General features: G+C 68.2%; 26 protein-coding genes. 10 read left to right on the plus strand and 16 right to left on the minus strand.

All coding sequences use genetic code 11. The features are described from left to right. Window positions 1-3 precede the first annotated feature (3 nt). Window positions 4-267, plus strand: a complete 264-nt coding sequence (gene csrA / locus AC0J5J_RS01470; protein ID WP_134423001.1) for a carbon storage regulator CsrA — start codon at window positions 4-6, stop codon at window positions 265-267. 266 nt (window positions 268-533) lie between these two features. Here csrA and AC0J5J_RS01475 read toward each other — a convergent pair whose 3' ends face one another. The 6 genes from AC0J5J_RS01475 to AC0J5J_RS01500 all read right to left on the minus strand — a co-directional run bounded on the left by AC0J5J_RS01475 (window position 534) and on the right by AC0J5J_RS01500 (window position 7,568). Continuing rightward, a complete protein-coding gene (locus tag AC0J5J_RS01475; protein ID WP_474899130.1) occupies window positions 534-2,027 on the minus strand; it encodes a DUF222 domain-containing protein in 1,494 nt (497 codons plus the stop codon). A gap of 257 nt (window positions 2,028-2,284) precedes the next feature. After that, window positions 2,285-3,355 (minus strand): glycoside hydrolase family 130 protein, encoded by a 1,071-nt coding sequence (locus AC0J5J_RS01480; RefSeq protein ID WP_134423005.1) that lies wholly within the window; start codon window positions 3,353-3,355, stop codon window positions 2,285-2,287. Between the two features lie 2 nt (window positions 3,356-3,357). Next, window positions 3,358-4,191, minus strand: coding sequence for a carbohydrate ABC transporter permease (locus AC0J5J_RS01485; protein ID WP_134423007.1), 834 nt, complete (start codon window positions 4,189-4,191; stop codon window positions 3,358-3,360). Continuing rightward, a complete protein-coding gene (locus tag AC0J5J_RS01490) occupies window positions 4,188-5,144 on the minus strand; it encodes a carbohydrate ABC transporter permease (RefSeq protein WP_474899132.1) in 957 nt (318 codons plus the stop codon). The genes AC0J5J_RS01485 and AC0J5J_RS01490 overlap by 4 nt, the downstream gene beginning before the upstream one ends. A gap of 3 nt (window positions 5,145-5,147) precedes the next feature. Continuing rightward, the gene (locus AC0J5J_RS01495; RefSeq protein WP_134423011.1) at window positions 5,148-6,449 is read right to left on the minus strand and encodes an extracellular solute-binding protein; all 1,302 of its coding nucleotides are present in this window, start codon (window positions 6,447-6,449) and stop codon (window positions 5,148-5,150) included. Between the two features lie 51 nt (window positions 6,450-6,500). Continuing rightward, window positions 6,501-7,568: a LacI family DNA-binding transcriptional regulator gene (locus tag AC0J5J_RS01500; RefSeq protein ID WP_474899133.1), complete on the minus strand. Its 1,068-nt coding sequence runs from the start codon at window positions 7,566-7,568 to the stop codon at window positions 6,501-6,503. Between the two features lie 154 nt (window positions 7,569-7,722). On the opposite strand from AC0J5J_RS01500, the gene AC0J5J_RS01505 reads away from it, so the two are divergent. Together AC0J5J_RS01505 and AC0J5J_RS01510 are read left to right on the plus strand one after the other, a co-directional pair. Then, window positions 7,723-9,162: a lipase maturation factor family protein gene (locus AC0J5J_RS01505; RefSeq protein ID WP_474899135.1), complete on the plus strand. Its 1,440-nt coding sequence runs from the start codon at window positions 7,723-7,725 to the stop codon at window positions 9,160-9,162. After that, window positions 9,155-10,612, plus strand: a complete 1,458-nt coding sequence (locus AC0J5J_RS01510; protein WP_474899137.1) for a phytoene desaturase family protein — start codon at window positions 9,155-9,157, stop codon at window positions 10,610-10,612. The genes AC0J5J_RS01505 and AC0J5J_RS01510 overlap by 8 nt, the downstream gene beginning before the upstream one ends. 267 nt (window positions 10,613-10,879) lie before the next feature. Here AC0J5J_RS01510 and AC0J5J_RS01515 read toward each other — a convergent pair whose 3' ends face one another. The 8 genes from AC0J5J_RS01515 to idi are packed head-to-tail and all read right to left on the minus strand — an operon-like array spanning window position 10,880 to window position 16,936. Beyond that, complete coding sequence (locus AC0J5J_RS01515) at window positions 10,880-11,281, minus strand: RNA-binding S4 domain-containing protein (protein WP_474899138.1); 402 nt, start codon at window positions 11,279-11,281, stop codon at window positions 10,880-10,882. 40 nt (window positions 11,282-11,321) lie between these two features. Then, the gene (locus tag AC0J5J_RS01520) at window positions 11,322-12,224 is read right to left on the minus strand and encodes a prenyltransferase (protein ID WP_474899140.1); all 903 of its coding nucleotides are present in this window, start codon (window positions 12,222-12,224) and stop codon (window positions 11,322-11,324) included. Then, entirely contained in the window at window positions 12,221-12,526 is a 306-nt protein-coding gene (locus AC0J5J_RS01525) for a lycopene cyclase domain-containing protein (protein ID WP_474899141.1), read from the minus strand. Before AC0J5J_RS01525 ends, AC0J5J_RS01520 begins: the two co-directional genes overlap by 4 nt. Beyond that, on the minus strand, window positions 12,523-12,873 hold the full coding sequence (locus tag AC0J5J_RS01530; RefSeq protein WP_474899143.1) for a lycopene cyclase domain-containing protein: 351 nt from the start codon (window positions 12,871-12,873) through the stop codon (window positions 12,523-12,525). Before AC0J5J_RS01530 ends, AC0J5J_RS01525 begins: the two co-directional genes overlap by 4 nt. Beyond that, window positions 12,870-14,474, minus strand: coding sequence for a phytoene desaturase family protein (gene crtI, locus AC0J5J_RS01535; RefSeq protein ID WP_474899144.1), 1,605 nt, complete (start codon window positions 14,472-14,474; stop codon window positions 12,870-12,872). Before crtI ends, AC0J5J_RS01530 begins: the two co-directional genes overlap by 4 nt. Further along, window positions 14,471-15,364: a phytoene/squalene synthase family protein gene (locus AC0J5J_RS01540; protein WP_474899145.1), complete on the minus strand. Its 894-nt coding sequence runs from the start codon at window positions 15,362-15,364 to the stop codon at window positions 14,471-14,473. The genes crtI and AC0J5J_RS01540 overlap by 4 nt, the downstream gene beginning before the upstream one ends. Then, the gene (locus tag AC0J5J_RS01545) at window positions 15,361-16,404 is read right to left on the minus strand and encodes a polyprenyl synthetase family protein (protein ID WP_134423029.1); all 1,044 of its coding nucleotides are present in this window, start codon (window positions 16,402-16,404) and stop codon (window positions 15,361-15,363) included. The genes AC0J5J_RS01540 and AC0J5J_RS01545 overlap by 4 nt, the downstream gene beginning before the upstream one ends. Then, window positions 16,397-16,936: an isopentenyl-diphosphate Delta-isomerase gene (gene idi / locus AC0J5J_RS01550; protein WP_474899147.1), complete on the minus strand. Its 540-nt coding sequence runs from the start codon at window positions 16,934-16,936 to the stop codon at window positions 16,397-16,399. Before idi ends, AC0J5J_RS01545 begins: the two co-directional genes overlap by 8 nt. Window positions 16,937-17,091: 155 nt before the next feature. On the opposite strand from idi, the gene AC0J5J_RS01555 reads away from it, so the two are divergent. Together AC0J5J_RS01555 and AC0J5J_RS01560 are read left to right on the plus strand one after the other, a co-directional pair. Then, the gene (locus AC0J5J_RS01555) at window positions 17,092-17,619 is read left to right on the plus strand and encodes an adenine phosphoribosyltransferase (protein WP_134423033.1); all 528 of its coding nucleotides are present in this window, start codon (window positions 17,092-17,094) and stop codon (window positions 17,617-17,619) included. Window positions 17,620-17,765: 146 nt separating this feature from the next. After that, window positions 17,766-18,218 carry an NUDIX domain-containing protein gene (locus AC0J5J_RS01560; RefSeq protein ID WP_134423035.1) on the plus strand — a complete coding sequence of 151 codons (453 nt, stop codon included), beginning with the start codon at window positions 17,766-17,768 and terminating at the stop codon, window positions 18,216-18,218. Between the two features lie 136 nt (window positions 18,219-18,354). Here the strand turns inward: AC0J5J_RS01560 and AC0J5J_RS01565 are convergent, their stop codons facing one another. Beyond that, the gene (locus AC0J5J_RS01565; RefSeq protein WP_474899149.1) at window positions 18,355-20,835 is read right to left on the minus strand and encodes an ATP-dependent DNA ligase; all 2,481 of its coding nucleotides are present in this window, start codon (window positions 20,833-20,835) and stop codon (window positions 18,355-18,357) included. Between the two features lie 68 nt (window positions 20,836-20,903). On the opposite strand from AC0J5J_RS01565, the gene ku reads away from it, so the two are divergent. From ku to AC0J5J_RS01590, 5 genes are all read left to right on the plus strand, one after another. Further along, window positions 20,904-21,767, plus strand: coding sequence for a non-homologous end joining protein Ku (ku, locus tag AC0J5J_RS01570; protein ID WP_474899151.1), 864 nt, complete (start codon window positions 20,904-20,906; stop codon window positions 21,765-21,767). 47 nt (window positions 21,768-21,814) lie between these two features. Next, window positions 21,815-22,429, plus strand: coding sequence for a CDP-alcohol phosphatidyltransferase family protein (locus tag AC0J5J_RS01575; protein ID WP_277613075.1), 615 nt, complete (start codon window positions 21,815-21,817; stop codon window positions 22,427-22,429). Between the two features lie 88 nt (window positions 22,430-22,517). Beyond that, entirely contained in the window at window positions 22,518-22,931 is a 414-nt protein-coding gene (locus tag AC0J5J_RS01580; RefSeq protein ID WP_134423657.1) for an FHA domain-containing protein, read from the plus strand. Next, window positions 22,931-23,629, plus strand: coding sequence for a transcriptional regulator FtsR (gene ftsR / locus AC0J5J_RS01585; protein ID WP_474899153.1), 699 nt, complete (start codon window positions 22,931-22,933; stop codon window positions 23,627-23,629). Before AC0J5J_RS01580 ends, ftsR begins: the two co-directional genes overlap by 1 nt. A gap of 112 nt (window positions 23,630-23,741) precedes the next feature. Next, on the plus strand, window positions 23,742-24,293 hold the full coding sequence (locus AC0J5J_RS01590; RefSeq protein WP_474899155.1) for a MerR family transcriptional regulator: 552 nt from the start codon (window positions 23,742-23,744) through the stop codon (window positions 24,291-24,293). 67 nt (window positions 24,294-24,360) lie between these two features. On the opposite strand, the gene AC0J5J_RS01595 is transcribed toward AC0J5J_RS01590, so the two are convergent. After that, a complete protein-coding gene (locus AC0J5J_RS01595) occupies window positions 24,361-25,167 on the minus strand; it encodes a ParA family protein (protein ID WP_134423658.1) in 807 nt (268 codons plus the stop codon). Between the last annotated feature and the right edge of the window lie 10 nt (window positions 25,168-25,177).

Raw genomic sequence — 25,177 nt, forward strand, 5'->3', positions numbered from 1 at the left:
CGGGTGCTGGTACTAACGCGGAAGCAGGGGGAGAAGATCCTCATTGGTGACGACATCGTCATCACCGTCCTCGACGTGCGTGGCGACAGTATCCGGATCGGCGTCGACGCTCCGCGAGGAGTGCGCATCCAGCGTGATGAAGTGCTCCGCGCCGTGACCGAGGCGAATATCGCGGCGAGCGAGTCCGGTCAGGGTCACGACGATGCCGAGGCCCGCCTCAAGGCCACCCTGGGTCTTCTTCCCGTTCCGCCAACGCCCGCCCCGTAGCCCCTCAACAGCAAAGCCCACGGCGGTCGAGCCACGGCGGTCGAGCCCCGGTGGTCGAGCCTGTCGAGACCCGCGGTGGTCGAGCCTGTCGAGACCCGGTGACCCGCCCTCCAGAGGCTCCCGCGACGGTGGTCGAGCCTGTCGAGACCCGGCAACCCACCCGCCCGAGGTTTCCCGCCCCGGTGGTCGAGCCTGTCGAGACCCGGCGACCGCCCTCCAGAGGCACCCACGACGCTGGTCGAGCCTGTCGAGACCAGGGGCCACGCCTACGAAGTGGCCCGCTTGCTGGGCAGCGCGATCAGGGTTTGTTCCGGGTCGACGTCGACCGGTGGCCGGAGCCAATAGTCGTTTCCGGTGCGAATGATGCTCCAGTGCTGGTTATGCAGCAACAGGTGATGCGGATGGCACAGCAACACCCCGTCGGCGAGGTCGGTGTAGCCGTTGTCCGCGAGCCATTCGTTGATGTGGTGGGCTTCTGACCAGGCGGGTGATCTATCGCAGTCGACCCAACGGCAGCCGCCGTCCCGCACTCCCATCGCGGCGCGTTGTGCCTCGGTGAAGAGGCGTTGGTCACGGCCGACGTTGATGATCTGCCCGGTGTCGTCGACCTGGAAGCCGCGGGTTCCGGTATCGCAGAGCAACCGGTCGATGGTTTCCTGTGAGATGGGAACAGGGTTGCCCTCGATCTGCCCGTGGGCGGCGGATTCGGGGGAAACCGGGCCACCCTGGGCAGCCTGGCCGGGGGCCGGCTGGCCCGTCTGACCGGCCGGCTGGCCCGGCTGGCCCGACTTCAGGGCCTTCTCGGTGACGATGACCCGCACCGAGGGGCGGCGGCCGCCGAAGACGCGGCCCTGGTCGGCCTCACCGGCGATCTTCAGCAGCTGCACGAGGGCGTCGGCGGCGATCTGCTCCGTGGTGCGCGGGTCGTCCTGCACACGTTTCGCCCAGGCGGCCTTGTCTTTGTCGACGAAGCGCACCCCGCCGCGGCGGGGGCTGGTCACGGAGTCGAACACAGAGAGCACGAACTCGCCGTCTTCGGGAGCGAAGAGGCCATTCAGGCGAACCTTGCCGTTTCCCAGCCGGTAGACCCGCAGGAACCGGTCATCGTGGGCCTGCTTCTCCCGGGCGGCGATACCGGCCTCGTCGAGCTGGTCACGGAAGCGGCGGGCGAGCTTGAAGACCTGATCTGCGTTCAGTGACGCCGCCTCAACGAGGAGCGCCTCGAGGGCGGTACCGAGTTTCTCGGCGGTGACCGCGGCGTCGATCTCGCCCAAACCCGCGCGGATCGACTCGGCCGCATCGACCGAGAGGGTGCCGTCGGTGACGGCCCGGGCGATCGGCGCCTGCCACGGAACCTTCGCCACGAACGCCGCGACAAGACCGGGATCGGTGTCGGGCGACTCCACGGCCGCCTCGACCAGCTTCTCCGCCGCCTCGGCGTCAGCCATCATCGTGCCGACCGCGACGAGCTTGAACGCGTCGTTCTTGGTCGAGCCGGTCACGGTCTGGATGAGAGCCTCGGGCGAGAGGAACCCCTGCTGCGCGGCGAGACCGGAGTGGCCGAGCTCGGGCCGGGAGCGATGGGCGATGGTTGCCGCCATCCAGGCGGAGCGGGTATCCAAGAGGCGGCGCGCGGCCGCGATCTGCCTCTGACCGGCCAGCACCTCGGCGTCGGGCAGGGCCTCGTAGTCGGCGCAGGAGGAGCCCAGGCGGGCGACGGCATCCGTTGCCGTTCTGAGGTCGTCTGCGGTGTTGGTCATGCGTCGAGGATACCAGAACTAGTACGCGTAGTCGAGAGTTGGTCACCTAATTGTCGAAGGATTATCGAAGACATATGCGAGTACACCTCGCTCGGATCGAGCGCCTCAGCTGGGCCCGTCCTCGCGGCGCAGTGAGTGGAAGCGGGCGCACGTTCTAGCGTGCGCCCGCTTCCACGGCCTGCGCCGCGAACGCACGAGGCGGTCCCGCCGGGAACGACCCCGGCACGACCGCCCGTGCAACGAGAAGGCCCGAGGGCCTACGCTCCCACGCGATCCAGGCGCGCGACACCGATCTTCGAGTCAGCCATGCCGTAGAACACGAAGAGCTGCCCCTCGATCTCCTCGATCGCGGTCGGGAACACCACGTTCGGCACGATTCCGCTGATCTCGTCGGGCGTCTCCGCCTTCAACAGGGGCTCCGAGGTGCGCTGCAGCACGATGGTGGGGTCGTTCGCGTCCAGGATCATCGCCCCGGCCGAGTAGTTCACCTTCTGCTGCTGAGAGAACGCACCGTTGATGGTTCCGGTGACGCCGTGATGCATCAGCAGCCAGCCCTCCGGTACGCGCAGCGGTGCAGGGCCGCCGCCGATCTTCAGCTCCTCGAAGGGGAATTCCGGCCCCGCGAAGAAGCGGTGGCCGCTCCAGAAGGTGAGCTTCGTGATGTCGGCGAGCACATCGGCGACCGGCACGTAGCTGATCCAGATGCTCTGCCGGGTGTCGGTCACGCCGGCGGGAACACGGATGCCCTCACCCGGCTTGACCTCGCCCAGATCCCACATCGGACGGTGCAGCACGGCGAAGCTCTCCACTCCGTTCGGGCCGGCGACCGGCTCGGGGAAGAACACGGTGTCCTTGTTGTGGAACAGGTTCAGGTCCATGTCCAGGGCGTCGTCGAAGGCGAACAGCGCCGGGCCGAGCCGGCGCCACTCGCGCAGGTCCGAGGACACGGCCACGGCCGTGCGGGGGCCGAGGGGTCCGTACGCGACGTACGTCATCACGTGCAGTCCGAGCCGGGGGATGAAGGTCACCCGGGGGTCTTCGACACCGGCGTTGTTGGCGCCGCGTTCCCAGCCGCGGTCGGGCTCGAGCACGATTCCCTCGCGTTCGACGCCGGTGGGAACACCGTCGGTGATGATGACCTTCGCGATTCCGACGCGGGAGACGTTGCCGGTGGCGACGAGGCGCGGAAGCAGATACAGCGTCCCATCCGCAGTGTGGCCGGTGCCGGGGTTCAGCACCCCTTCGGCCTCGAGGTCGTTGCCCTCTTCGGGTGTCATGATGACGCCCATTCGGGTCAGGGTGTACGGGAATTCGGTGGGGTTGGGCATTTCTAACCTTTCACGCCGGAACCGATATTGTTCGACACGAAGTGTCGCTGGAAGAGGATGAACAGGATCACAGCAGGACCGGCCAGGACGCAGGCCCCGGCAAGGACCGCCCCGAACGGGTTCGCCGCGGTGGCCGCGACGTTGCTGAGGTAGTTGGCCAGGGACACCGCGAGCGGCTGGAGGGACGCCTCCTTGGTGATCAGGAACGGCCAGAGGAACTCGTTCCACGGGCCGATGAAGGTCAGCAGTACGACGGTCAGCAGGGCCGGCCGCACGAGCGGGAGGGCGATCCGCCGCAGGATCCGCAGTTCACCGGCACCGTCGATGCGGGCGGCGTCGAACAGCTCCTTGGGGATCTGCAGGAAGTACTGCCGGAAGATGATGACGGCCGTCGAGTTGATGGCGAACGGCAGGATCATGCCCAGGTAGTTGTCGGCGAGGCCGTAGTCCCTGGCGATCATCACGTAGAGCGGGATCATCAGCAGCTGGAACGGCACGACCTGCACCAGCAGGGCGAGAGCGAAGGTGACTCCGCGTCCGCGCCACTGCAGCTGGGCGAGGGCGTAGCCCACCAGAACACCGAAGACCACGGTGCAGAGGATGACGCCGCCCGTGAAGATCCCGGAGTTGAGCAGCCCCTGCAGCAGGTTGATCCGGCTGTTGATGTCACCGTAGTTGTCGAGCGTCAGGTTGGCGGGGTTCGGGAACGCGCCGGCGACGGTCGGGTCCGGTGTCGCCTGCAGCGAGCCGATGACCATGTAGTAGAAGGGGAAAAGGAACACGAGGGCCCCGACCGTGAGCACCACGCCCCGCAGGATGTTCTGCCCGCGGCTCATGATTCGTCACCGCCCGCAAGCTTCCGCTGGATGAACGCGAGAATCAGGACTCCGATCACGAGGATGACGCCGATCGCGGCCGCCGTGTCGGGGGAACCCTGTTCGATCCCGCGCTGATACATCATCAGCACGGGCGATGAGGATGCCCCGTTGGGGCCGCCGCCGCCGGTGAGCAGGTACGGCTCCGTGAAGAGGTTGGCGCCGGTGACCGTTGAGAGCAGCAGCACGAGCACGGTCGCCGGGCGCACGCCCGGAACGGTGACCGAGAAGAAACTGCGGATCTTGCCCGCGCCATCCGTCGACGCAGCCTCGTAGAGCTCCTCCGAGACGTTCTGCAGGGCGGCCAGATAGAGCAGGATGAAGAATCCGAGGCCCTTCCAGGTGACGAAGATCGCGATGGTGGGCATGGCCCAGTCCTCGTTGATCAACCAGGCCGGATCGGGGGCGAGCGGCCCGAGAATCTGGTTCACGAGGCCGTTGCCGCTGAACAGGAAGATCCAGACGCCGACGACGGCGACACTCGCGGTCACATACGGCACGTAGTAGGCCACGCGAAGGAAGGTGCGGAACCGGACGGCCTTGTTCAGAGCCGTCGCGAGCACGAGCGAGAGCACGACGGTCAGAGGCACGTTGATCAGCAGGAAGATTCCCACATTGCCGAACGAACGGATGATGGCCGGGTCGGCCAGCACTTCCCGGAAATTGTCCAGGCCGACGAAGGGCCGGTCCACGTCTGCGCCGGGGGCGGCGAAGAAGTAGTCGTGGAACGACATCCAGAAGGCGAAGACCAGCGGGTAGGCGAAGACCGCCAGGACGAAGATGAGGTACGGGGCGCTGAGCAGGAGCCCGAACGGGTTCTTGCCCAGAAGCGGTCGTTTGCGTCGGGGGGAGCCCCCGCCGGGAGGAGTCGTGCTCCTCCCGGCGGCGGTCCGGCTCTTGGTTGCGAAAGCCATTGGTTACGGCTTGGCGATCAGGGTGTTGATCTTCTCGGCGGCGGAGTCGAGGGCGGCGGGGATGTCACCCTCGCCGGTGATGACCGCCTTCGTGTACGCATCACGGAATGCCTGCCAGGCGGCGACCGAGCTGGAGACGTTCGGCACCTCGACCATGCGGGATGCCTGGTCGCCGAACTGTTCGTAGGCGGGGTTCGCCGCGAAGTACTCCGAGTAGACCGTGGGGAGGTCCTGGCGGAGCGGCATCTGCCCGGTCAGGTCGAGCAGCTGGCCGTCCTGCTCCTCGCTGGTGGCGAATTTCAGCACGTCCCAGGCCGTGGCCTGGTTCTCGCAGGCCGTGAACATTCCGACGTTCTTGGCGTCGCTGAACGTGTAGGTCTCCTCGGCGGCGATTCCATCGCTGGTGGGAACGGGAACCGCACCCCAGTTGACGGCGTCCTTGTACACCGACACGGCCCACGGGCCGACGATGGACATGGCGGCCTGGCCATCGGCGAACGAGTCACCCTGGTACTGCTCCTTGCCGGCGAGACCCTCGGCGTAGAGGGTCTTCCAGAATTCGGCGACCTTTTCGCCGTTTTCGTCGTTGAAGGTGGATTCGCCGTCTTCGATCAGCTGCGTGCCACCGGTTTCGGCGGCGTAGAGCGGGTAGAAGTCGAACCAGCTCTGGAAGAACTGGCTGGTGGGCGCCGGGTAGATGGCGTTCGGCGCTGCGCCGCTCTCGACGAGGGTGCGCGAGGTGGCGAGGAATTCGTCATAGGTGGCGAGCTGCGGGTTCTCGGCGTCGAGTCCGGCGGCGGTGAACATGTCTTTGTTGTAGAAGATCATCACGGGGTTGGACTTCCACGGCATCTGGAAGTACTTGCCGTCGGCGCTCTGGTACTGCTCGGCCGTGGCTCCGCTGCGCTCTTCGATGTAGGCGGTGCCGTCTTCGAAGCTGGACAGGTCGACGAGACCGCCCTGCTTCTCGAACTGCGGCACGGCGACGGGAGCCGTGTTGAAGACGAGGCACGGTGCGTTGCCGGCCGTGATGGCGGCTCCGATGACTTCCTCGCTGCTCTTACCGGCGGGGATCTCCTGGGCCTTCACCTTTTCATCCGGGTTCTCGGCGTTCCAGGCTTCCACCATCTGCTTGCCCCAGGCGATCTCGGTCTCATTGTTCGAGTACCAGATGGTGATCGGCCCGCGCTTGGTGGCGGCATCCCCTGAGGTCCCGCCGGACGCGCAGGCACTGAGGGCCAGGACGACGGTGGCGGATGCCGCCGTGACGACGAGAAGGCGCCTCGCCAATCCGTTTGTGTGCATGTTGTACTCCATTTCCTTGAAACCCGCAGCAGCTTTGCCGCGGTAAGACTGTTACCTGTCGCTCGGCGGGGCGGTCGAGCCGCGCACCACGAGGCGGGCGGCCGGGAGGTCCACGTCGTCCGCCGAGCCGTTCTCCATCAGAGTCAGGAGCGTGCTCGCCGCCGAGCGGCCCCACACCATGGGGGCGGCGCTGACCGTGGTCAGGGGCGGGTAGACGTACCGGCAGAAGTCGATGTCGTCGTAGCCGGTGATGGAGAGCTCGTCGGGCACCCGAACGCCCAGCTCGTGCGCCATGCCGAGGCCGGCGATGGCCATCGGGTCGTTGGCATAGACGATTGCGGTCGGCGGGTGGTCCTGGGTGAGCAGGCGGCGGGTGGCGTCCGATCCGGCGGCCACGGAGAAGTCCGTCTCGACGGTCTGGCCTGCGGGCAGGCCGGCTGCCTCGAGGGCGGCGGCGAAGGCCGCCCGGCGACGCAGACCGTGCAGGAGGGTTGAGCTGCCCGCGACATGCGCGATGCGGCGGTGACCCAAGGTGGCCAGGTGGGTGACGGATGCCATCACGCCCGGGGTGTCGTCCACGGTCACCGCCGGGAAGGGGCTGGGGCCGTCAGGGCGTCCGAGTGTGACCGCCGGCAGGCCCAGCTCGGCGAGGAGCGGGATGCGCGCGTCATTGTGGCGGAGGTCGCTGACGAAGACCCCGTCGACCCGGCCGTCGGCCACGAGCGAGCGGTAGGTGTGAAGCTCGGTTTCCTCGTCGGGGACGACGCTGAGCACGAGGGCGCGGCCCTCCGGGGCGAGGATGCTTTCGACGCCCGCGATGAAAGAGGGGAAGAACGGGTCGGACGCGAGGACATCCGGGTTGCGGGCGATCACGAGGCCGAGCGCGTAGGACCGCTGAGTGCTGAGTGACCGAGCGCGAAGAGACGGCTTCCAGCCGAGTTCTTTCGCGACCTCGAGGATGCGCACCCTGGTCTCCGGGGAGACGCCGGGGCGGTTGTTCAGGGCGAAGGAGACCAGACCCTTGCTGACGCCCGCTTTCTTCGCGACCACCTCGATGGTGACCTTCGGGGCGGTGGACTTCATGGCGGTGCTGGCAGGAAAATTCGCGGGAATGTTCACCGGGCCTCCTCATTGACAGCCGATTCCCACTGAACCGGTTTAGAAAAGGCTATACCGGTTTAGTCCCCGCCGTCAAGCGGACCCTGGACTTCTCGGGGCACCTGATCGGGCACGCTGATTGAAGGCGAGCCGGGGGAGGCCTAGATTGAGCGGAATGGAGTGGTTCGGGGCCGCAGACTACGAGTTTGCGCGGCAGGTGCTGCAGCGCGGGGTGGCAGCCTGCTACCTGATCGCCTTCATCTCGGCGGTCAATCAATTCCCGGTCCTGCTGGGCGACCACGGGCTGCTTCCGGTTTCCCGCTTCACCGCGCACGTACGTTTCCGTCAGTCACCGAGCGTCTTCCACTGGTACTACTCCGACCGGGTACTCCGCATCCTCGCCTGGACCGGCGCCACCCTCGCTGCCGCCCTTGTGGCCGGACTGCCCCAGCAGGGCCCGCCCTGGCTGCCGATGCTGGCCTTCCTCCTGCTCTTCGCGGGTTACCTCTCCATCGTCAACGTCGGTCAGACCTTCTACTCGTTCGGCTGGGAGAGCCTGCTGCTGGAGGCAGGGTTCGTGGTGGCCTTCCTCGGCTCCGAGCAGGTGGCCCCGCCACTGTTCGTGATCCTGTTCTGCCGCTGGCTGCTCTTCCGGCTGGAATTCGGCGCCGGCCTGATCAAGATCCGCGGCGGACGGGAGTGGCGCGACCTGACCGCCCTCTATTACCATCACGAGACGCAGCCGATGCCGAATCCGCTCAGTTGGTTCGCTCACCACCTGCCCCGCTGGTTCCATCGGTCCGAGGTCGTCGGCAACCACTTCGCACAGCTGGTCGTGCCGTTCTTCCTCTTCGCACCCCAGCCCATCGCATCCGTCGCCGCCCTGATCGTGATCCTGAGCCAGTTCTGGCTGGTGCTCACCGGCAACTTCGCCTGGCTGAACGCGGTCACCATCGTGCTGGCCTTCTCGGCGGTCGACGACGGCGCGCTGCGCGCCCTACTGACGTGGCTCCCGGCCGGGCAGGCCGCACCGGATGCCCCCCTCTGGTTCGTTCTCGTGGTCAGCCTGGCCACGGGGCTGCTGGTCGTGCTCAGCTACTGGCCGCTGCGCAACCTGTTCGCCCGCCGGCAGCTGATGAATGCGAGCTTCAACCGGTACCACCTGGTGAACGCCTACGGCGCCTTCGGCACGGTCACCCGGCAGCGTCACGAGGTGGTCGTCGAGGGAAGCGACGCCGCCGACCCGGCCGATGAGACGGGCTGGCGCGCCTACGAGTTCCGCGGCAAGCCGGGCGACCCTGTGCGCCGGCCCCGCCAGTTCGCGCCGTACCACCTGCGGCTCGACTGGCTGATGTGGTTCCTGGCTCTCGGCGCCCGCGACACCCGGTGGTTCGAAATGCTCCTGGTCCGCCTCCTCGAGGGTGACCGGCCCACGCTCCGGATGCTGCGGGCCAATCCGTTCCCGCAGGCTCCTCCCCGGTACGTGCGTGCCCGGCTCTACCGCTACCGCTTCTCCACTCCGGCCGAGCGCCGCGAGACCGGCGAGTGGTGGGTGCGCACGGACGTGGGCCTGCTCGTGGCCCCGATCACCCTGTCCTGGAGGTCCCGTGCCTGATGTGAATGTGGTCGGAGCGGGACCCAACGGGCTCGCGGCGGCGGTCGTGCTGGCCCGGGCCGGTCTGAGCGTGCACGTCACCGAGCGGGAGAGCCGGGCCGGCGGCGCTCTGCGCACCGAGCAGCTGACCCTGCCCGGGTTCCGGCACGACGTGGGCTCCGCGGTGCATCCGGCGGCCCTCGCGTCCCCGTTCTTCCAGGCGTTCGGCCTCGCGAGCAGGGTGCAGTTCATCACCCCGGACATCTCCTATGCGCATCCGCTCGACGACGGACGCGCCGTTCTCGCCTGGCGCAGCGTCGACCGCACGGCCGACGGGCTGGGCCGGGACTCCCGGGCCTGGGCCGAGGTGTTCCAGCCGCTGCTGAACCGGCTCGACGGCGTCGTGGCGTTCACCGGCAACCAGCTGCTGCGCTGGCCGGACGACCCGCGCGCGGTGCTCGATTACGGCACCCGGGCGGTCGCCCTCGGCACCGCGCTGGGGCGCCTGGTCTTCCGCGGCGAGGAGGCCGCAGCCCTCTTCGCGGGCGTGGCGGCCCACGCACCCGGCCGGCAGCCCTCCCTCGCCACGGCCGGCGCCGGTCTTCTGCTCGCCGCGCACGCCCACGCCGGCGGCTGGGCGTACCCGGTCGGCGGGTCGCAGGCCATCGCTGACGCCCTCGTCGCCGACCTGCTCGCCCACGGCGGAACCCTGCGGCTGGGCACGGAGGTACAGTCCCCGACCGATCTGGAGCCGTCCCGGGTCACCGTGCTCGACACCTCCCCGGTGTTCCTCGAGCGGTTCGCGGGGGCGTCCCTGCCGGCCCGTTACCGCCGGGGCCTCCGCCGCTACCGCTACGGCAGCGGCGCGGCGAAGGTCGATTTCGCACTGTCCGGGCCGGTGCCGTGGGCGAACCCGGAGGTGGGCCTCGCTCCCACGGTGCACCTCGGCGGCAGCCGGGCCGAGGTGCGCGCGGCGGAGCGCCTGGTGGCCCGGGGCCGTCTGGCGCCGTATCCGTTCGTGCTCCTGACTCAGCCCGGCGTGCTCGACCTCAGCCGGGCGCCACACGGACGGCAGACGCTCTGGGCGTACATCCACGTGCCCGCCGGTTCCGACCAGGACCCGACCGAGGCAGTCGTGCGGCAGATCGAACGCTTCGCGCCGGGCTTCCGGCAGACCGTGCTGGCCAGCTCGGCGCAGAGCGCGCGCGGTCTGGCGGCTCTCGATCCGAACCTCGTCGGCGGCGACATCCTCGGTGGTGCCGTCACGCTGCGCCAGCTGGTCAAGCGACCGGTGCTGTCGCCGACTCCCTGGAAGACCCCGGTCACGGGACTCTACCTGTGCTCCGCGTCGACGCCCCCGGGGCCGGCGGTGCACGGCATGAACGGCTGGTACGCCGCCACCCTGGTCCTGCGCGACGAGTTCGGCATCGAGTCGCTGCCGAGCCTCGCGCCCGACGCCGCGCTGGCCTGACCGTCCCGCGCCCGACGCCGCGCTGGCCTGACCGTCCCGCGCTGCCCAGCCAGTGCCGAACGCAGGAGCCGGCGATCTGGCCAGGTTGGGGCCCCGCCTTGTGCATAACTCCTGCAATTCGCCGACGGCGGCCGTGTTAGGCCCGGAATCACGGGGGAGTCCGATGGCACCGGCAGAATGTGCAGGAGTTATGCACGCCGGTGGGCGGCCAATGCACCCCCCTGGGCGGCCAACGCGGACCCACGGACGTCAGGGCGGCCCGACCGGCTACTCCTCGTCGGGGTCCGGCGGCAGCGCCGCGGGCGCCCGAAGCTTGTCGATCTCGCGGCGTTCGCGTTTGGTGGGGCGGCCGGCGCCGCGGTCCCGCATCGGAAGCAGTGCAACCTCCTCGCGCGGCGGCGGCGGGGGAGTCTTGTCAACGAAGCACTCCGCGGCGACGGGCGCGCTGACCCGCTTGACCATGATCTTCGCCACGATCAGGATGCGGTCGAAACCGCTGATCCGCACCCGCACCTCGTCGCCGATCCGCACGGTCTGCGCGGACTTGGCCCGCTCGCCGTTCACCTTCACGTGACCGGCCCGGCAGGCGGCGGTGGCCTGGGAGCGGGTCTTGAACATCCGCACGGCCCAGGTCCAGCTGTCGACGCGGGCGGAGGTCAACGGTTCCATCCCTCGACTCTACGGCCCGCTGGCGGGAACGGCCCGCAGGCTAGAACGGTCCGAGCAGCACCCAGGCGATCAGCAGCATGGTGACCAGGAAGCCGGTCAGGAAGTTGAGCCACAGAAAGCGCTTCCAACCGGCGTTGGCGGTCTCGGCCAGCTCGTCGCTGACCGATCGGAATGGCCAGGCTGCCAGGATGTACGGTACCGCGAGCACCGAGGCCAGCAACCCGGGCCAGCCGGTGAAGAGCATGAGCACGCCGGCCAGAGCCCAGAACGTGATCGCGAGGCGCACGGTGCGGGCGGCACCGAGGGCGGTCGCGATCGAGGCGATGCCGCCTTCCCGGTCGGGCACGACATCCTGCACCGCACCGAACGCGTGGCTGGCCATGCCCCACAGGAAGAAGGCGGCGAGCAGGGCCGCCAGGCCGGGGGTGACGACGGCACCGGCCACCGCGAGCCCGTAGACGGCGGGGCTCACGAAGTGCGTGCTCGAGGTGATCGAGTCCACGATCGGGCGTTCCTTGAACCGCAGTCCCGGAACCGAATACGCAGCCACGGCGAACAGGCTCACCGCCAGGATGAACCACGACGACGGATGCTCCGCGCCGGCCAGCACGAGCATCGCCACCAGCAGGGGAAGTGCCGTCACGATCCCGGAGACCAGCACCGTGCGGTGCAGGCCCGGGTCGAGCATGGCTCCCTCGACGCCGCCCTTGCGCGGGTTGCGCAGGTCGGATTCGTAGTCGAAGACGTCGTTGATGCCGTACATCAGGAGGTTGTACGGGATCAGGAAGAACAGGGTGCCCACCACGAGCAGGGCGTCCACTCGTCCGGTGGTCACCACATACGCGGCGGCGAAGGGGAAGGCCGTGTTGATCCAGCTCAGCGGCCGCGACGAGAGCAGCACCTGCCGGGTCTTCCAGAACGGCGGGGTGCGGGTCTCAGTCATTCGGTTTTCTTTCCTAACAGTGCCCAGAGCGCCGGCAGCAGGAGCGCCGCCGCAACGGGATAGGCGAAGTCTTCGATCGGGGCCAGCCCGATCCGCAGTCCGAAGATGCGACTCGGGTCGTAGTCGACCAGCCCGACCCCGATCATAATGCTGTCGAAAACAGCTGTGAGCACCAGCACGGCAGCCAGGGCGATCGCGGCGGCGGCGATACGGCGCCGGGACAGCCGGCCGCGGCGCACGGCCACGAGGAACACGCCCCCGGCGAGCACGAGAAAGACGGTGTTCAGGAGCAGGTACGTCATCCGTCGCTCCCCTCGTCGACGCCGCCCCGGGTTGCCCTGGCCGCGAGGAGGAGGTGCGCTCCCTGCACGGCATTCATTGTGAGATAGCAGAGGAAGGTGAGGAAGAAGAACTCCTCCACGGGCAGCTCCGGGGCCAGCAGCAGTCCGGTCATCAGCGTGGTCTCGCCGCGGTAGAAGATGCCCAGGCCGATACCGAAGAGGTCCCAGGCCAGGAAGAACACGAGCCCGGCGGCGAGCACGATGGCACCCCGCCCGGGGTTCCGCCAAAAGAACAGCCGGAAGCGATGGTCGAGCAGAACCATCGCCCCCAGGCTCAATAGCAGCGTCAGCAGGTAGGCGAACGTCACAGTGCTTCCGGCAGCGGTGCCCGCACGGAGTTCGGCAATGGTTCCGCCAGCGGGCCGGTGGAGGTGTCACCGTTGATGCGCTTCAGCAGGATTTCAGCGCTGATCAGGCACATCGGCAGGCCGATGCCCGGGATCGTGGTGCCACCGGCGTAGAACAGGCCGTCGACCTTCGCGGAGGCGTTGGAGCCGCGCAGGAACGCGCTCTGACGCAGGGTGTGTGCGGGGCCGAGGGCCCCGCCGCGCCAGGAGTTCAGGCCGTCGGCGAAGTCGCCGGGTCCCACGGTGCGGCGCACCACGATCCGCTCGGCGAGGTCGGGGATGCCGGCCCAGTCGCTGAGCTGCTTGATGGTGTCGTCCGCGACCTTCTCGATCGCGGCCGAGCCCGTCCCATTGATGCCGCCGTGGCCGAGGCCCGGATCGGCGGGGATCGGCACCAGCAGGAACATGTTCGTGTAGCCGTCGGGGGCGACGCCCGGGTCGGTGGCACTGGGCATGCAGGCGTAGAAGGAGGCCGGGGAGGGCACACTGGTCTTCTTGCCGAAGATGCGGCCGAAGTTCTCGGACCAGTCCTTCGTGAAGAACAGGCTGTGGTGCTGCAGCGCGGGCAGGTCGCCCTTGATGCCGAGCAGCACGAGCACGGCGCCGGGGCCGGACACGCGCTTCTGCCAGTAGCTCTCCGGGTAGGTCTGCGCGGATGCCGGCAGAAGTTCGGTCTCCGTGTGGTGCAGGTCGGCGGCCGAGACGACCGTGTCGGCGTCAAGGGTGACGATGGTGCCGTCTGCGGTGCGGTAGCTGACGCCGGCGACGGCGGTCGCGGCGCCCGGAGTGGTGTGGATCGCCGTGACGCTCGCCTCGGTGATCACGGTCACGCCCTGGGCCTTCGCGATGTCGGCGATGCTGTCGATCAGCCGGGTGAACCCGCCCTGCGGGTAGAGCACGCCGTCGGCCATGTCGAGGTGGCTCATCAGGTGGTACATCGACGGGGTCTGGTCGGGGGAGGAGCCCAGGAAAACCGCCGGGTAGCCGAGGATCTGGCGCAGCCGGTGGTCCTTGACGTAGCCGGCCACGAACTTGTCGAGCGGCTGCAGCAGCAGGCGGGCCAGCCGGCCGAGCCGCTTGAGGACATCCGGAACCAGCAACGGCTTGAAGGAGGCGAAGCTGGTGTAGAGGAACCGCTTGACGGCCATGTCGTAGGTCTCTTTGGCCGAGACGAGGTAGCGGTCCAGGGCCGCGCCCGCACCGGGCTCGAGGCTTTCGAACAGACGGATGTTGTCGGCCCGCTCGGCCGCCACGTCCACCGGCGCCGTGATGCCCTCGAAGAACACGCGGTAGCCGGGGTCGAGGCGGGTCAGGTCGAGCTGCTCCGCGGAGGACGTGCCGAACAGGCGGTAGAAGTGGTCGAAGACCTGCGGCATCAGGTACCAGGACGGCCCGGTCTCGAACCGGAACCCGTCGACCTCCCAGAAGCCGGCGCGGCCGCCGAGGGTGGCATGCTTCTCGAGCAGGGTGACCTGGTGGCCGTCCCGCGCCAGCAGGGCGGCGCTGGCCAGCCCCGCGATGCCGCCGCCGATGACGACGGTGTGCTTGGCGGGGGTGCTCATCGCTTCCACGCTCCGGGACCGAACGACGCGGTGAGTGCAATCATGATTTTCTCCGGATCCGGCACCCGTACCCGGGCGCTCATCAATGCTCGTGCAGGGGTGACTCGCAGCTTCGCCGACAGTCGGGCGAAGAGGTGGTGTGCGGCGGTGACCGCGCGGCGGCTCCCCACCGGAAGCATGGGCAGCACGCGGGCGGCCGCGTCGAGGTCGGCGTCCATGTCGTCGAGGAGCTCGTTCTTCTGGGTCTCGGTCATGGTCAGCAGGTTCACGCCGGGAAAGTAGTTGCGGCCGAGGGCGTCGCGGTCGGCGGCGAGGTCGCGCAAAAAATTGACCTTCTGAAAGGCCGCGCCGAGGCTCCGCGCGCCGGTTTCCAACACCTGGAGTTCGTCGGCGCTGCGGTGCGTGTCCTGCACGAAGCAGCGCAGGCACATCAGCCCGATGACCTCGGCCGAACCGTAGATGTACTCGGCCACGCCGGCCGCGTCGAACGGTGCCGGGTCGAGGTCCCGGCGCATCGAGGCGAAGAAAGGGGCGGTCAGGCTGGTGTCGATTCCGGCTTCCCGGGCGGTCGCTGCGAAGGCGTGCACGACCAGGTTGGTACTGAAACCGGTGACGATGGCCTGGACGGTCTCCCGTTCGAGGCCGTCGAGGAGTTCCCGTTGGCCGTCAAGACTGACCCCGGCCTGGCTGGCGGCACCGTCGACGATCTCGTCGGCCACCCTGACAAGGGCATAGATCGTGCGCACCTGGCTGCGCACGCGCGGCTCGAGGAGCCGGGCGGCGAGACCGAAGGAGGTGGAGTAGTGACCGATGACCGTGGCGGAGCTGGCGCGCGCCGCGGCGTTGTACTTGGCGATTCCGGTGTGATCGGTTGGGCGGTCGCGCTTCATCGGGTGCGATTCACGGCGGTGCCGGCCAGAACGGTGAGCATCTCGCGCAGTGGAGCCGGCACGGCGGCCGTGTCGAGCGCGGCCACGGCGCGATTGAGGTGGTCGGTGGCCAGCTCATCCGCTGCTTGCAGGGCGCCGCAGGCCCGCAGCAGGCCCCGCACGGTTGCCGCCTCCGCCTCGGTGAGGTCGGGCTTGCCGATGTAGGGTGCGATTTCGGGCCAGCCGGTGGTGGTGCCCGCGTGGGCGATCAGGGTGGTCTGCTTGCCCTCGCGGAGGTCGGTGAGCACGCTCTTGCCGGTCTTCTCCGGGTCGCCGAACACTCCGAGGATGTCGTCGGTCAGCTGGAAGGCCACGCCGATCAGGCGGCCGTAAGAGCCGAGCACGCCGATCGCCTCGTCCGAGCCGCCGGCCAGGATGGCTCCGGCCTGCAGGGGCGCCTCGAACGAGTAGACCGCGGTCTTCTGCTCCAGGGTGGAGACGACCTGGGCCACCGTGAGCGGATGCTTCGATGCGGCATTGGTGACGTCGGCCAGTTCCCCTGCGGCCGAGATGAAGACGGCGCGGTCGAGGAGGTCGAGCAGTCGGCCGCGCAGTTCGAGCTCGACGGGGAGCATCGCGAGGGCGCGGTGGGCCTCGCTCAGCGCGAGGTCTCCGGCCAGGATCGCGGCCGTCGCGGCCCACGCCCCGGCCTGGTCGCCGGCGCCGTGGGCGAGGGCTCGCTCGGCGAACCGCCCGGCGATGTTGGCCACGCCGCGGCGGGCGAGATCGTGGTCGATCACGTCGTCGTGAATCACGAAGGCCGTGTGCAGCAGCTCGAAGCTGACTGCGACCGGGGTGGCCAGAGTGAGATCGGTGCCGCCAAGGCCGGTGAACGCAGCCAGGACCAGCGCTGGGCGCACGCGCTTGCCGCCACTGCTGGCGTGCTCGAGGGAGTCCCAGAGCGCGACATAGTGATCGCCGTAGTCACTGGCACGCAGGCGGGCGGCAGCAAAGAAACGCTGCAGCTCCGTCCCTACCCCGACCGTCTGGATTTCATGCATTGAAGCTGGTCAATTCCTGGAGCTGCAGCCCCAGCCAGGGGCTGAATGCCCACGGGGCGTCTCGCACGGACCGTTGCAGGGCGGCAGGCTCGACCCAGGCGAACTCCATGACCTCGTTTGGATTGGGCTGCGGGTCAGTGGCGGCGTTGGCGACGTACACCGGGCAGATCTCGTTCTCGACGATGCCGCTGCTGTCGACGGCGCGATAGCGGAAGTCCGGCAGAGTGACGCGGAGGTTCGTGATCTGAAGGCCCAGCTCGTACCGGGCGCGGCGTTCGATGGCGTCCGTGAACGACTCACCGGGCAGCGGATGTCCGCAGAAGGAATTGGTCCAAACGCCCGGCCAGGTCTTCTTCGCGAGGGCACGTCGGGTGACGAGAACCTCGCCGGCCGAGTTCAGCACGTGGCAGGAGAAAGCGAGGTGCAGCGCGGTGTCCGTATCGTGCACGCTGAGCTTCGGGGCCGTGCCGATTTCGCGGCCGGACTCGTCCAGCAGGACCACCAGTTCTTCGAGCACTTCGACCGGCCGCATTAGCCATCCCTTCGGTGATGCAGTCACGATACCGGATAAAGTACCTAACCTTATTAGCTAAATCGAGGCTAGCACGGAGGCCTGTCCGAACCGTCCATTCCCGCCCTTCGGGAGGCTCGTCCGGCAGCCCTCGGTCGAGCGCTTAAACTCAAGGGGTGCCAACACCCGCTGCAGCCCATGTCAACTCTCTCCTCGCGTCCTACCCGGACTTCCCGCAAGCGGGCATCCTGTTCCGCGACCTCAACCCGGTGTTCGCCGACGCGAGCGCATTCCGCTCGCTGATCGATGAGCTCACCGGGCGGTTCCGGGGTGAGTTCGACGCCGTGGCGGGCATCGAAGCGCGCGGGTTCCTGCTGGCCGCGGCCATCGGCTACGCGGCGGATGTCGCCGTTCTGGCCGTGCGCAAGGGCGGCAAGCTCCCCGGCACCGTGTTGAGCGAGGAGTATGACCTGGAATACGGCTCCGCCTGCCTTGAGCTCGAGGTCGGTCAGCTCGCCCCGGGCGCCCGGGTGCTGGTCGTCGACGATGTGCTGGCCACCGGCGGAACGATCGCCGCGACCTCCCGGCTGGTCGAGCGCGCCGGCTACCGTCTCACCGGCGTCGGCGTCGTGCTCGAGCTCACCGAACTGGTCGGTCGCACCCGGCTCGGCGACGCCCCCGTGCACGCCATCGTCGCCCTTTAGCCTCCCCCTCCGTCCACCCGTCGTGGCGCACCCTATGGAAGCCGGCGCACGTTGTACCGTGCGCCACCTTCCACAACCTGCGCCGCGAGCCGCATGCTCGCCGGAACACAGTGTGTTTTCCCGGGGACGTGGCGCATGCTTGAGCCATGAGCACTAACGGCGACAGGTGGGTGTACGGGCCCGACGGCCGCAAATTCTGGGGGCTCTACGGCGCTGCCGGCCTGCTCGTGCACCACACAGAGCTGGGGGTGCTTCTCCAGCACCGCGCGCTCTGGAGCCATCAGGGTGACACCTGGGGGCTGCCCGGCGGTGCACGCCATGAACACGAGAGCGCCCTCGAGGCGGCGCTCCGGGAGGCCGGCGAGGAGGCCGGCGTGCCCCCGGAGCTGGTCTCCGTGCAGTTCAGCTCCGTGCTCGACCTCGGTTTCTGGTCCTACACGACGGTCGTGGTGCGTGCCACAGAGCGTTTCGAGCCCGTGATCAGCGACCAGGAGAGCATCGCGCTGCGCTGGGTGCCCACCCACCAGGTCGACGCGCTGCCGTTGCATCCGGGCTTCGCCGCCAGCTGGCCCGCCCTGCTCGCCCGACTCGGCGGTTGAGCCTGTCGAAACCCGGTGGTTGAGCCTGTCGAAACCCGGTGGTTGAGCCTGTCGAAACCCGGTGGTTGAGCCTGTCGAAACCCGGTGGTTGAGCCTGTCGAAACCCGGTGGTTGAGCCTGTCGAAACCCGGCCCCCCTAACCCCGCACCACCTCGGCCGGTGACTTGTCCGGCCGCCAGCCGCGCCAGACCGGATGCCTCAGTCTCCCCGTCACCGTCCACTCGGCGAATTCCACCTCGCCCACCAGAATCGGGCGCACCCAGACTGCATCCCGGGAGTCGGCATCCTGAATGTCCGTGAAGGGGTTCTCCGCGGCGGCGATCGGGTCGAGCCTCGTCCGGAGGTCGTCGAGGTCACGGTCCCGGAACCCGGAGCCCACCCGGCCGATGTAGATCAGTGCGTCACCGTGCGGAATTCCCAGCAGCAGCGATCCCAGGGTTTCCCGTCGCCGCCCATTGCCCGGCCGCCACCCGCCGATCACCACCTCCTGACTCCGATGATGTTTGATCTTGATCCAGGACCGGGACCGCCGCCCGGCCTCGTAGCGCCCGGCCTGGGTCTTGGCGACGATCCCTTCAAGGCCGAGTTCGCGGCTGGCCGCCAGGGCCTGGGCGGAATCGCCCGTGAAAACCGGCGGTACCTGCACCGCGCCGGTTCCGGTCACGATCTCCTCGAGCACGCGGCGCCGTTCCGTGTACGCCAGGTCCAGCAGCGGCTGACCGTTGCGTTCGAGCACGTCGAAGGCCAGGAACTGCACCGGTACGGATGCCTCGCTCGCCTCGATCTGACGGCGATCGGTCAGTCCCAGTCGCGTCTGCAGCAGACCGAAGTCCGGCCGTCCGCCGGCGTCCAGGGCCACGATCTCTCCGTCGAGCACGGCCGAGTCGGCCGGTACAGCCCCCGGCAACGCCCGCACCAGCTCCGGGTACGCCTGCGTGACGTCGTTGCCGTTGCGGGTGAACAGGTGCACGGCCTGGTCGGGATCGTCGGCCGCCAGATAGGCGAGCGCGCGGATGCCGTCCCACTTCATCTCGTAGCTCCAATCGTCCTCGGCGGGCAGGGCGGCGATGGAACCCGGCGTGGCGAGCATGGGCCCGTAGCGGGTGCGGGGCCCGGTCCGAGCGGTGGTCCCCGCCGCCGCCCCGGTGCCCACCGCTCCGGCCGGCCTGGCAGGTCGTGTCTTCATCAGATGGATCAGCCAACTCCGGTCGCCCCTGCCGGAGCCCGCCGTGCGGATCAGTGCGAATCGGCGCGTGCCGCCGAGCCCGCCGCCTGCTTCACCGTGCAAGACGGCGATCACCTCGTCGTCCCGCCATTTCTCCAGGTCATAGTGGCCCTGGTCCCAGATGCTCACGCTCCCCGCCCCATATTCTCCGGCGGGAATCTCGCCCTCGAATGCTGCATATTCGAGCGGATGGTCCTCGGTGCGCACCGCGAGCCGGTTCCGGGCCGGATCGGTGGGCACCCCGCGGGGCAGCGCCCACGAGGCCAGCACCCCGTCGTGCTCGAGCCGGAAGTCGAAGTGCAGGTTGCGGGCGTGGTGTTCCTGAATGACGAATGAGGAACCGGCGGATGCCGACGGCGCACCCGTCGGCATCGGCTCCGGGGTGCGGGAAGCGTCTCGTTTGCCGAGATAGACGGCCAGCGCTCCGGCATCCGCTCCCGCCCGGTCAGCGGCGCCGCCGGCATCCGTGGCCCGGCGTCCGGAATGGGCCTCGAGCAGCGCGGCCAGCGGGTCACCGCTGCGCTGCACCCGGTGCATCGCCTGCTTGTAGTCGACCTGGGCCAGCCCGGGGGAGGCGAGTTCGCGCCAGGTCCGCGGCATGGCCACCATCGGATGCAGCGTGCCGCGCAGCGAATACGGGGCGATGGTCGTCTTGCTGGCGTTGTTCTGGCTCCAGTCCACGAACACCCGCCCGGGGCGGAGCGCCTTCTTCATATCGCTGACGATCAGGTTCGGATGGTCCGCCTCGAGCGCCCGGGCCAGTTCGTGCGCGACCTGGGATACCTCGGCAGCGGTGTGCGTGAGGTCCAGCGGGGCGTACAGGTGGATGCCCTTGCTTCCGCTGGTGACCGGCAGCGGGTCCAGGCCCATGCCCCGCAGGATGGCCCGGGCCAGCCGGGCGACCTCCGCGCACTCGTCGAGGGTGACCCCTTCCCCGGGGTCCAGGTCGAGTACGAGCCGGTCCGGGTTGCGCGGGGTTCCGCCGCGGCCGAACTGCCACTGCGGAACGTGGATCTCCAGGGCGGAGATCTGCGCCAGCCAGGTCAGAGTCGCGAGATCGTTGACCAGCGGATACTCGTTCACGTGATTCGCATGCGTGATCGAGCGGCGCTTCACCCAGCTCGGCGTCGACTGGTCCAGGTTCTTCTGGAAGAAGACGGGTCCGGGTTCGTCGCCGGTGCCCACGCCGTGCACCCACCTTTTCCGGGTTGCCGGGCGGTTGGCGGTGTGCGGAATCATCACGTCGGCGATGAAGGCGTAGTACTGCAGAACATCCGCCTTCGTGGTTCCCGATTCGGGGTAGAGCACCTTGTCGAGGTGGGTGAGCGTGATCCGATGGCCGCCGACGCTGACGACCTGGCGGGAGTCCAGGGAGTCCGGCCTCTCGTTCATGGCACCAGCATGCTCTTGCCGTCACAGCGTGCCTAGCCCCCTCGGCGCGCCGGGTGTGTACTGGAGGAATGAGATCGATCTGGAAGGGCGCGATCACGTTCGGTCTCGTCAACGTGCCCGTCAAGGTCTACAGCGCGACCGAAGACCACGACGTCGCCCTGCATCAGGTGCACGACGCCGACGGCGGGCGCATCCGCTATCAGCGCCGGTGCGAGCGCTGCGGCCGGGTCGTCGACTACGCGCACATCGACAAAGCCTGGGACAGCGGCGACAAGACAGTCGTCATCACCGACGAGGACCTGCGCACGCTGCCGGCGGAGAGGAGCCGGGAGATCGAGGTCGTCGAGTTCGTGCCGAGCGACCAGCTCGACCCGATCATGTTCGAGCGCAGCTACTTCCTCGAACCGTCCGGCTCGTCCAAGGCCTACGTGCTGCTGCGCCGCGCCCTCGAGGCCACCGACCGCACCGCGATCGTGCGGTTCGCTCTGCGGCAGAAGACCCGTCTGGGCGCGCTCCGGGTCCGCGGCGACGTGCTGCTGCTGCAGTCGTTGCTGTGGGGGGACGAGGTGCGGGCCGTCGACTTCCCGATTTTGGAGGAGTCCGTGCGCATCTCCGCCCAGGAACTGGAACTCTCGGCCGCCCTGGTCGATTCCTTCGCCGCTGATTTCTCTCCGCAGGACTTCCGGGATGACTATCAGGACCAGCTCCGGGAGCTGCTCGAGGCGAAGCTCGCCGCAGGCGACGCCGTCGACACGGAGCTCACCTTCGGCCGGGAACCCGGGGCAGGGGAGGAGGGCGGTGGAGAGGTCCTCGACCTGATGGATGCCCTTCGGCGCAGTGTGGAGCGCAGCCGCAGCACGGCGGGGGGCGCAACAGCGGAGAAACCCGACAAACCCGCCGGCAAGAATCGAAAACGGGCAGCGGGCCGCTGACGAGGCCGCATTCCTCTTCGGGCGGCGCGTCGGTAGACTCGGGGATTGTGACAGGGGCAGAGAGCACGATCGTCAGTTCGAAAGTGCTCACCGTGCCCAATCTGCTCAGCATGCTCCGACTGGCGTTGGTCCCCGTCTTCCTGGTCGTCCTGGTTCAGGGCGAGGATGCCTGGGCGCTCCTGGTCCTGGCGGTCGCCAGTCTCACCGATTTCCTCGACGGCTTCCTGGCCCGCCGCTTCGGCCAGATCACCCGGCTCGGTCAGCTTCTCGATCCGGCGGCGGATCGGCTGTACATCTTCGCCGCCCTCCTCGGCTTGGCCTGGCGCGACCTCGTTCCATGGTGGATCGTGCTGGTGATCGTGGGCCGCGACGTGTTCCTGCTCGGCCTCGGCGTGGTGCTCGCGAACTACGGATTCGGGCCTCTTCCCGTGCATCAGCTCGGCAAGGTCGCCACGTTCTGCCTGTTCTATGCGCTGCCGATGATCATGTTGGGGGAGGCCTTCCCCGCGGTGTCGTGGTGGTCCCTCCCGCTGGGGTGGGCGTTCGGACTCTGGGGCGCTTTTCTTTACTGGTGGGCGGGCATAATCTACGCCGTCGAAACAGCCCGGGTTATTCGTCTCCCGCGGGTAAATCCGCCCCGTCCATCCGATACGCTGGAGTAGTAGGAGGTGTACGGTGATTGATTCCAAAAAGACGAATGAACCCCAACGCAAAGTCGCGCCCGAGAACTATTCCAACACCGATACGACGATGACGTTCGGCCAGGAGTTCGCTGCCCAATTGGCATCGATCGACGGCGACGTGACGGTCGAGGAACAGGAAGCCATCGCGGCTCTCCCGTCCGGTTCGGCTCTGCTTATTGTGCGTCGGGGCCCGAATTCGGGTGCCCGGTTCCTGCTCGATGCGGACGTGACGACGGTCGGCCGGCATCCCAACGCGGATATCTTCCTTGATGACGTCACGGTTTCCCGTCGGCATGCGGAGTTCCTGCGCAGCGGCACGACCTTCGAGGTGAAGGACCTGGTGTCCCTGAACGGAACGTACTTCGACGGGGTGCGGATCGACAAGGCGCTGCTGCACGACGGAGCCGAGGTCCAGGTCGGCAAGTTCCGGCTGACGTTCTACGCCTCGCGCCACGACCTCAAGCTTCTGGCGAGCGAGTAGTGCCCGCGTCCGCCGCCCAGGCCAGAGCGACGGGCGCGACGTCACTTCTCAGCATCGGTCAGGTTCTTGCGCGCCTGACGCCCGAATTCCCGGATCTTACCCCCTCGAAACTCCGGTTCCTCGAAGAGCAGAGGCTGGTCTCTCCGGCGCGCACGGAATCCGGGTACCGCAAATTCTGCGCCGGCGATCTTGACCGCTTGCGCCTGGTCCTGTCCATGCAGCGCGACCACTACCTCCCGCTGAAGGTGATCCGGAGTTACCTCGACGACCTCGACGCGGGTCTCTCGCCCACGCTGCCCGGGGGAGTGACGCCGGGACCGTCGATGCTGTCCACTGTGCGCCGCCTCGACCGCGACGAACTTCTGCGCGAAGCCGACGCCTCAGCGTCGCTGCTGCACGACGCCGTGTCCGCGTCGATCATCCTGCCGGCCGAGTTCTACGGAGAAGATGCGCTCAGCGTGCTGCGAGCCCTCGTCGAGTTGCAGCGCAGCGGCATCGAGCCCCGGCACCTGCGCGGATTCCGCGGTGCCGCCGAACGTGAACTCGGTCTGATCGAGAGCGCACTTGTTCCCCTCTCCCGCCGTAAGGATGCGTCGAGCCGGGCCAAGGCGGCCGAGATGGCCGTCGAGATCGCCGGGCAGCTCGAGGTGATCCGCGGTAGCCTGATCAGGTCGGCCTTGGGTCGCCTGACCAGGTAGACGAGCCCGACACGCCAATTTGCTCGACCGGATGTCGTTGATCGGGGCCGTGACCTCGGTAGCGTAGATGCAGCGATCATTCGAATCGCAGTCCCACCCGAGAGGCAAACGTATGAGCGAGCTCAATCAGCGTGACGATGCCGCTCGCTACGGACTCGGCTTGCTCTTCACCGACGGGATGCCCGAGCTCGATGATAATTCCGGCTATCGCGGTACCGTGGCGGCTCGGGCCGCCGGAATCAGTTACCGTCAGCTCGACTACTGGGCCCGCACCGAACTCGTTCAGCCCACCGTGCGTGGCGCGGCCGGTTCCGGTTCCCAGCGTCTCTACGGCTTTCGGGACATCCTGGTTCTGAAACTCGTGAAGCGTTTGCTCGATACGGGCATCTCACTGCAACAGATCCGTACCGCCGTGAACCAGCTGCGCGAATCCGGTGTCAGTGACCTGGCCCAGACCACCCTGATGAGCGACGGTGCCAGCGTCTACCTGTGCACGTCGAACGATGAGGTGATCGACCTCGTCAGCCGGGGCCAGGGTGTCTTCGGCATCGCCGTGGGCAAGGTGCTCCGCGAGGTCGAGACCAGCCTGGTCGAACTCGACACTCTGCCCGTCGACCCCACAGACGAACTCTCTGTGCGCCGAGGCAATCGCAAGGTGTCCTGAACGCTCCGCCGTCGCTGAGCGTCCGGCCGGGCTCAGCCTGCGACCGGCGTTGTGCGACCGAGGGCGACTAGCGCTGTTCGGCGTACTCGCCGATCCGGGCCGTGCGCAGCACGCGTTCGAGCAGCTGGTCGAAATAGCGGGCCATCTCCTGGGCGCTGTCGCCGGGCCAGGTGTGCAGCGGCTTCGCGGCGCCCTGAGCCTGCTGCAGTGAGGTGCGCTCCGGCAGCTGCGGGCTGAGTACGAGGGGTCCGAACATGTCACGCAGTTCCTTGATCCGGAACTGGTGCTCGAGGGACGCGACCCGGGCGCGGTTGACGATGATGCCGAGCGGCTGGAGCCGGGGGCTCAGGCCACGCCGGATCTCCTCGATCGCGCGCAGGGCGCGGTCGGCGGCGGCCACGGAGAACAGGCCGGGCTCGGTGACCACGGCGACCCGGTCGCTGGCCGCCCACGCCGTGCGGGTGAGGGCGTTGAGCGAGGGTGCGCAGTCGATCAGCACGAGGTCGTAGTCCTTCTCCACCGTCGAGAGGGCCTCTTCGAGTTTCCAGATGTCGCGGATGCTCGGGTGCGGGCCGTCGAAGTTGATGGCTGAGGGGCTGCCGATCATCACGTCGATGGTTCCGGGGCGGCCACGTGTCCAGCCGCTGGGCACGATGGCGGCGCGCACGACCTTTTCCTTGGGGGAGGCGAGGACATCGGCGATGTTGAGGTGGCCGGAGACCTCGATGTCCATCCCGGTGGACACATCCGACTGCGGATCGATATCCACAACCAGGGTCCGTACGCCGCGGGCGAAGGCAGCAGACGCCAGACCCAGGGTCACTGTGGTCTTGCCTACTCCTCCCTTGAGGGAGCTAACGCTTAGTACGTGCACAAGTAGATAC

This window comes from Cryobacterium sp. TS_SC_7 (assembly GCF_056156285.1).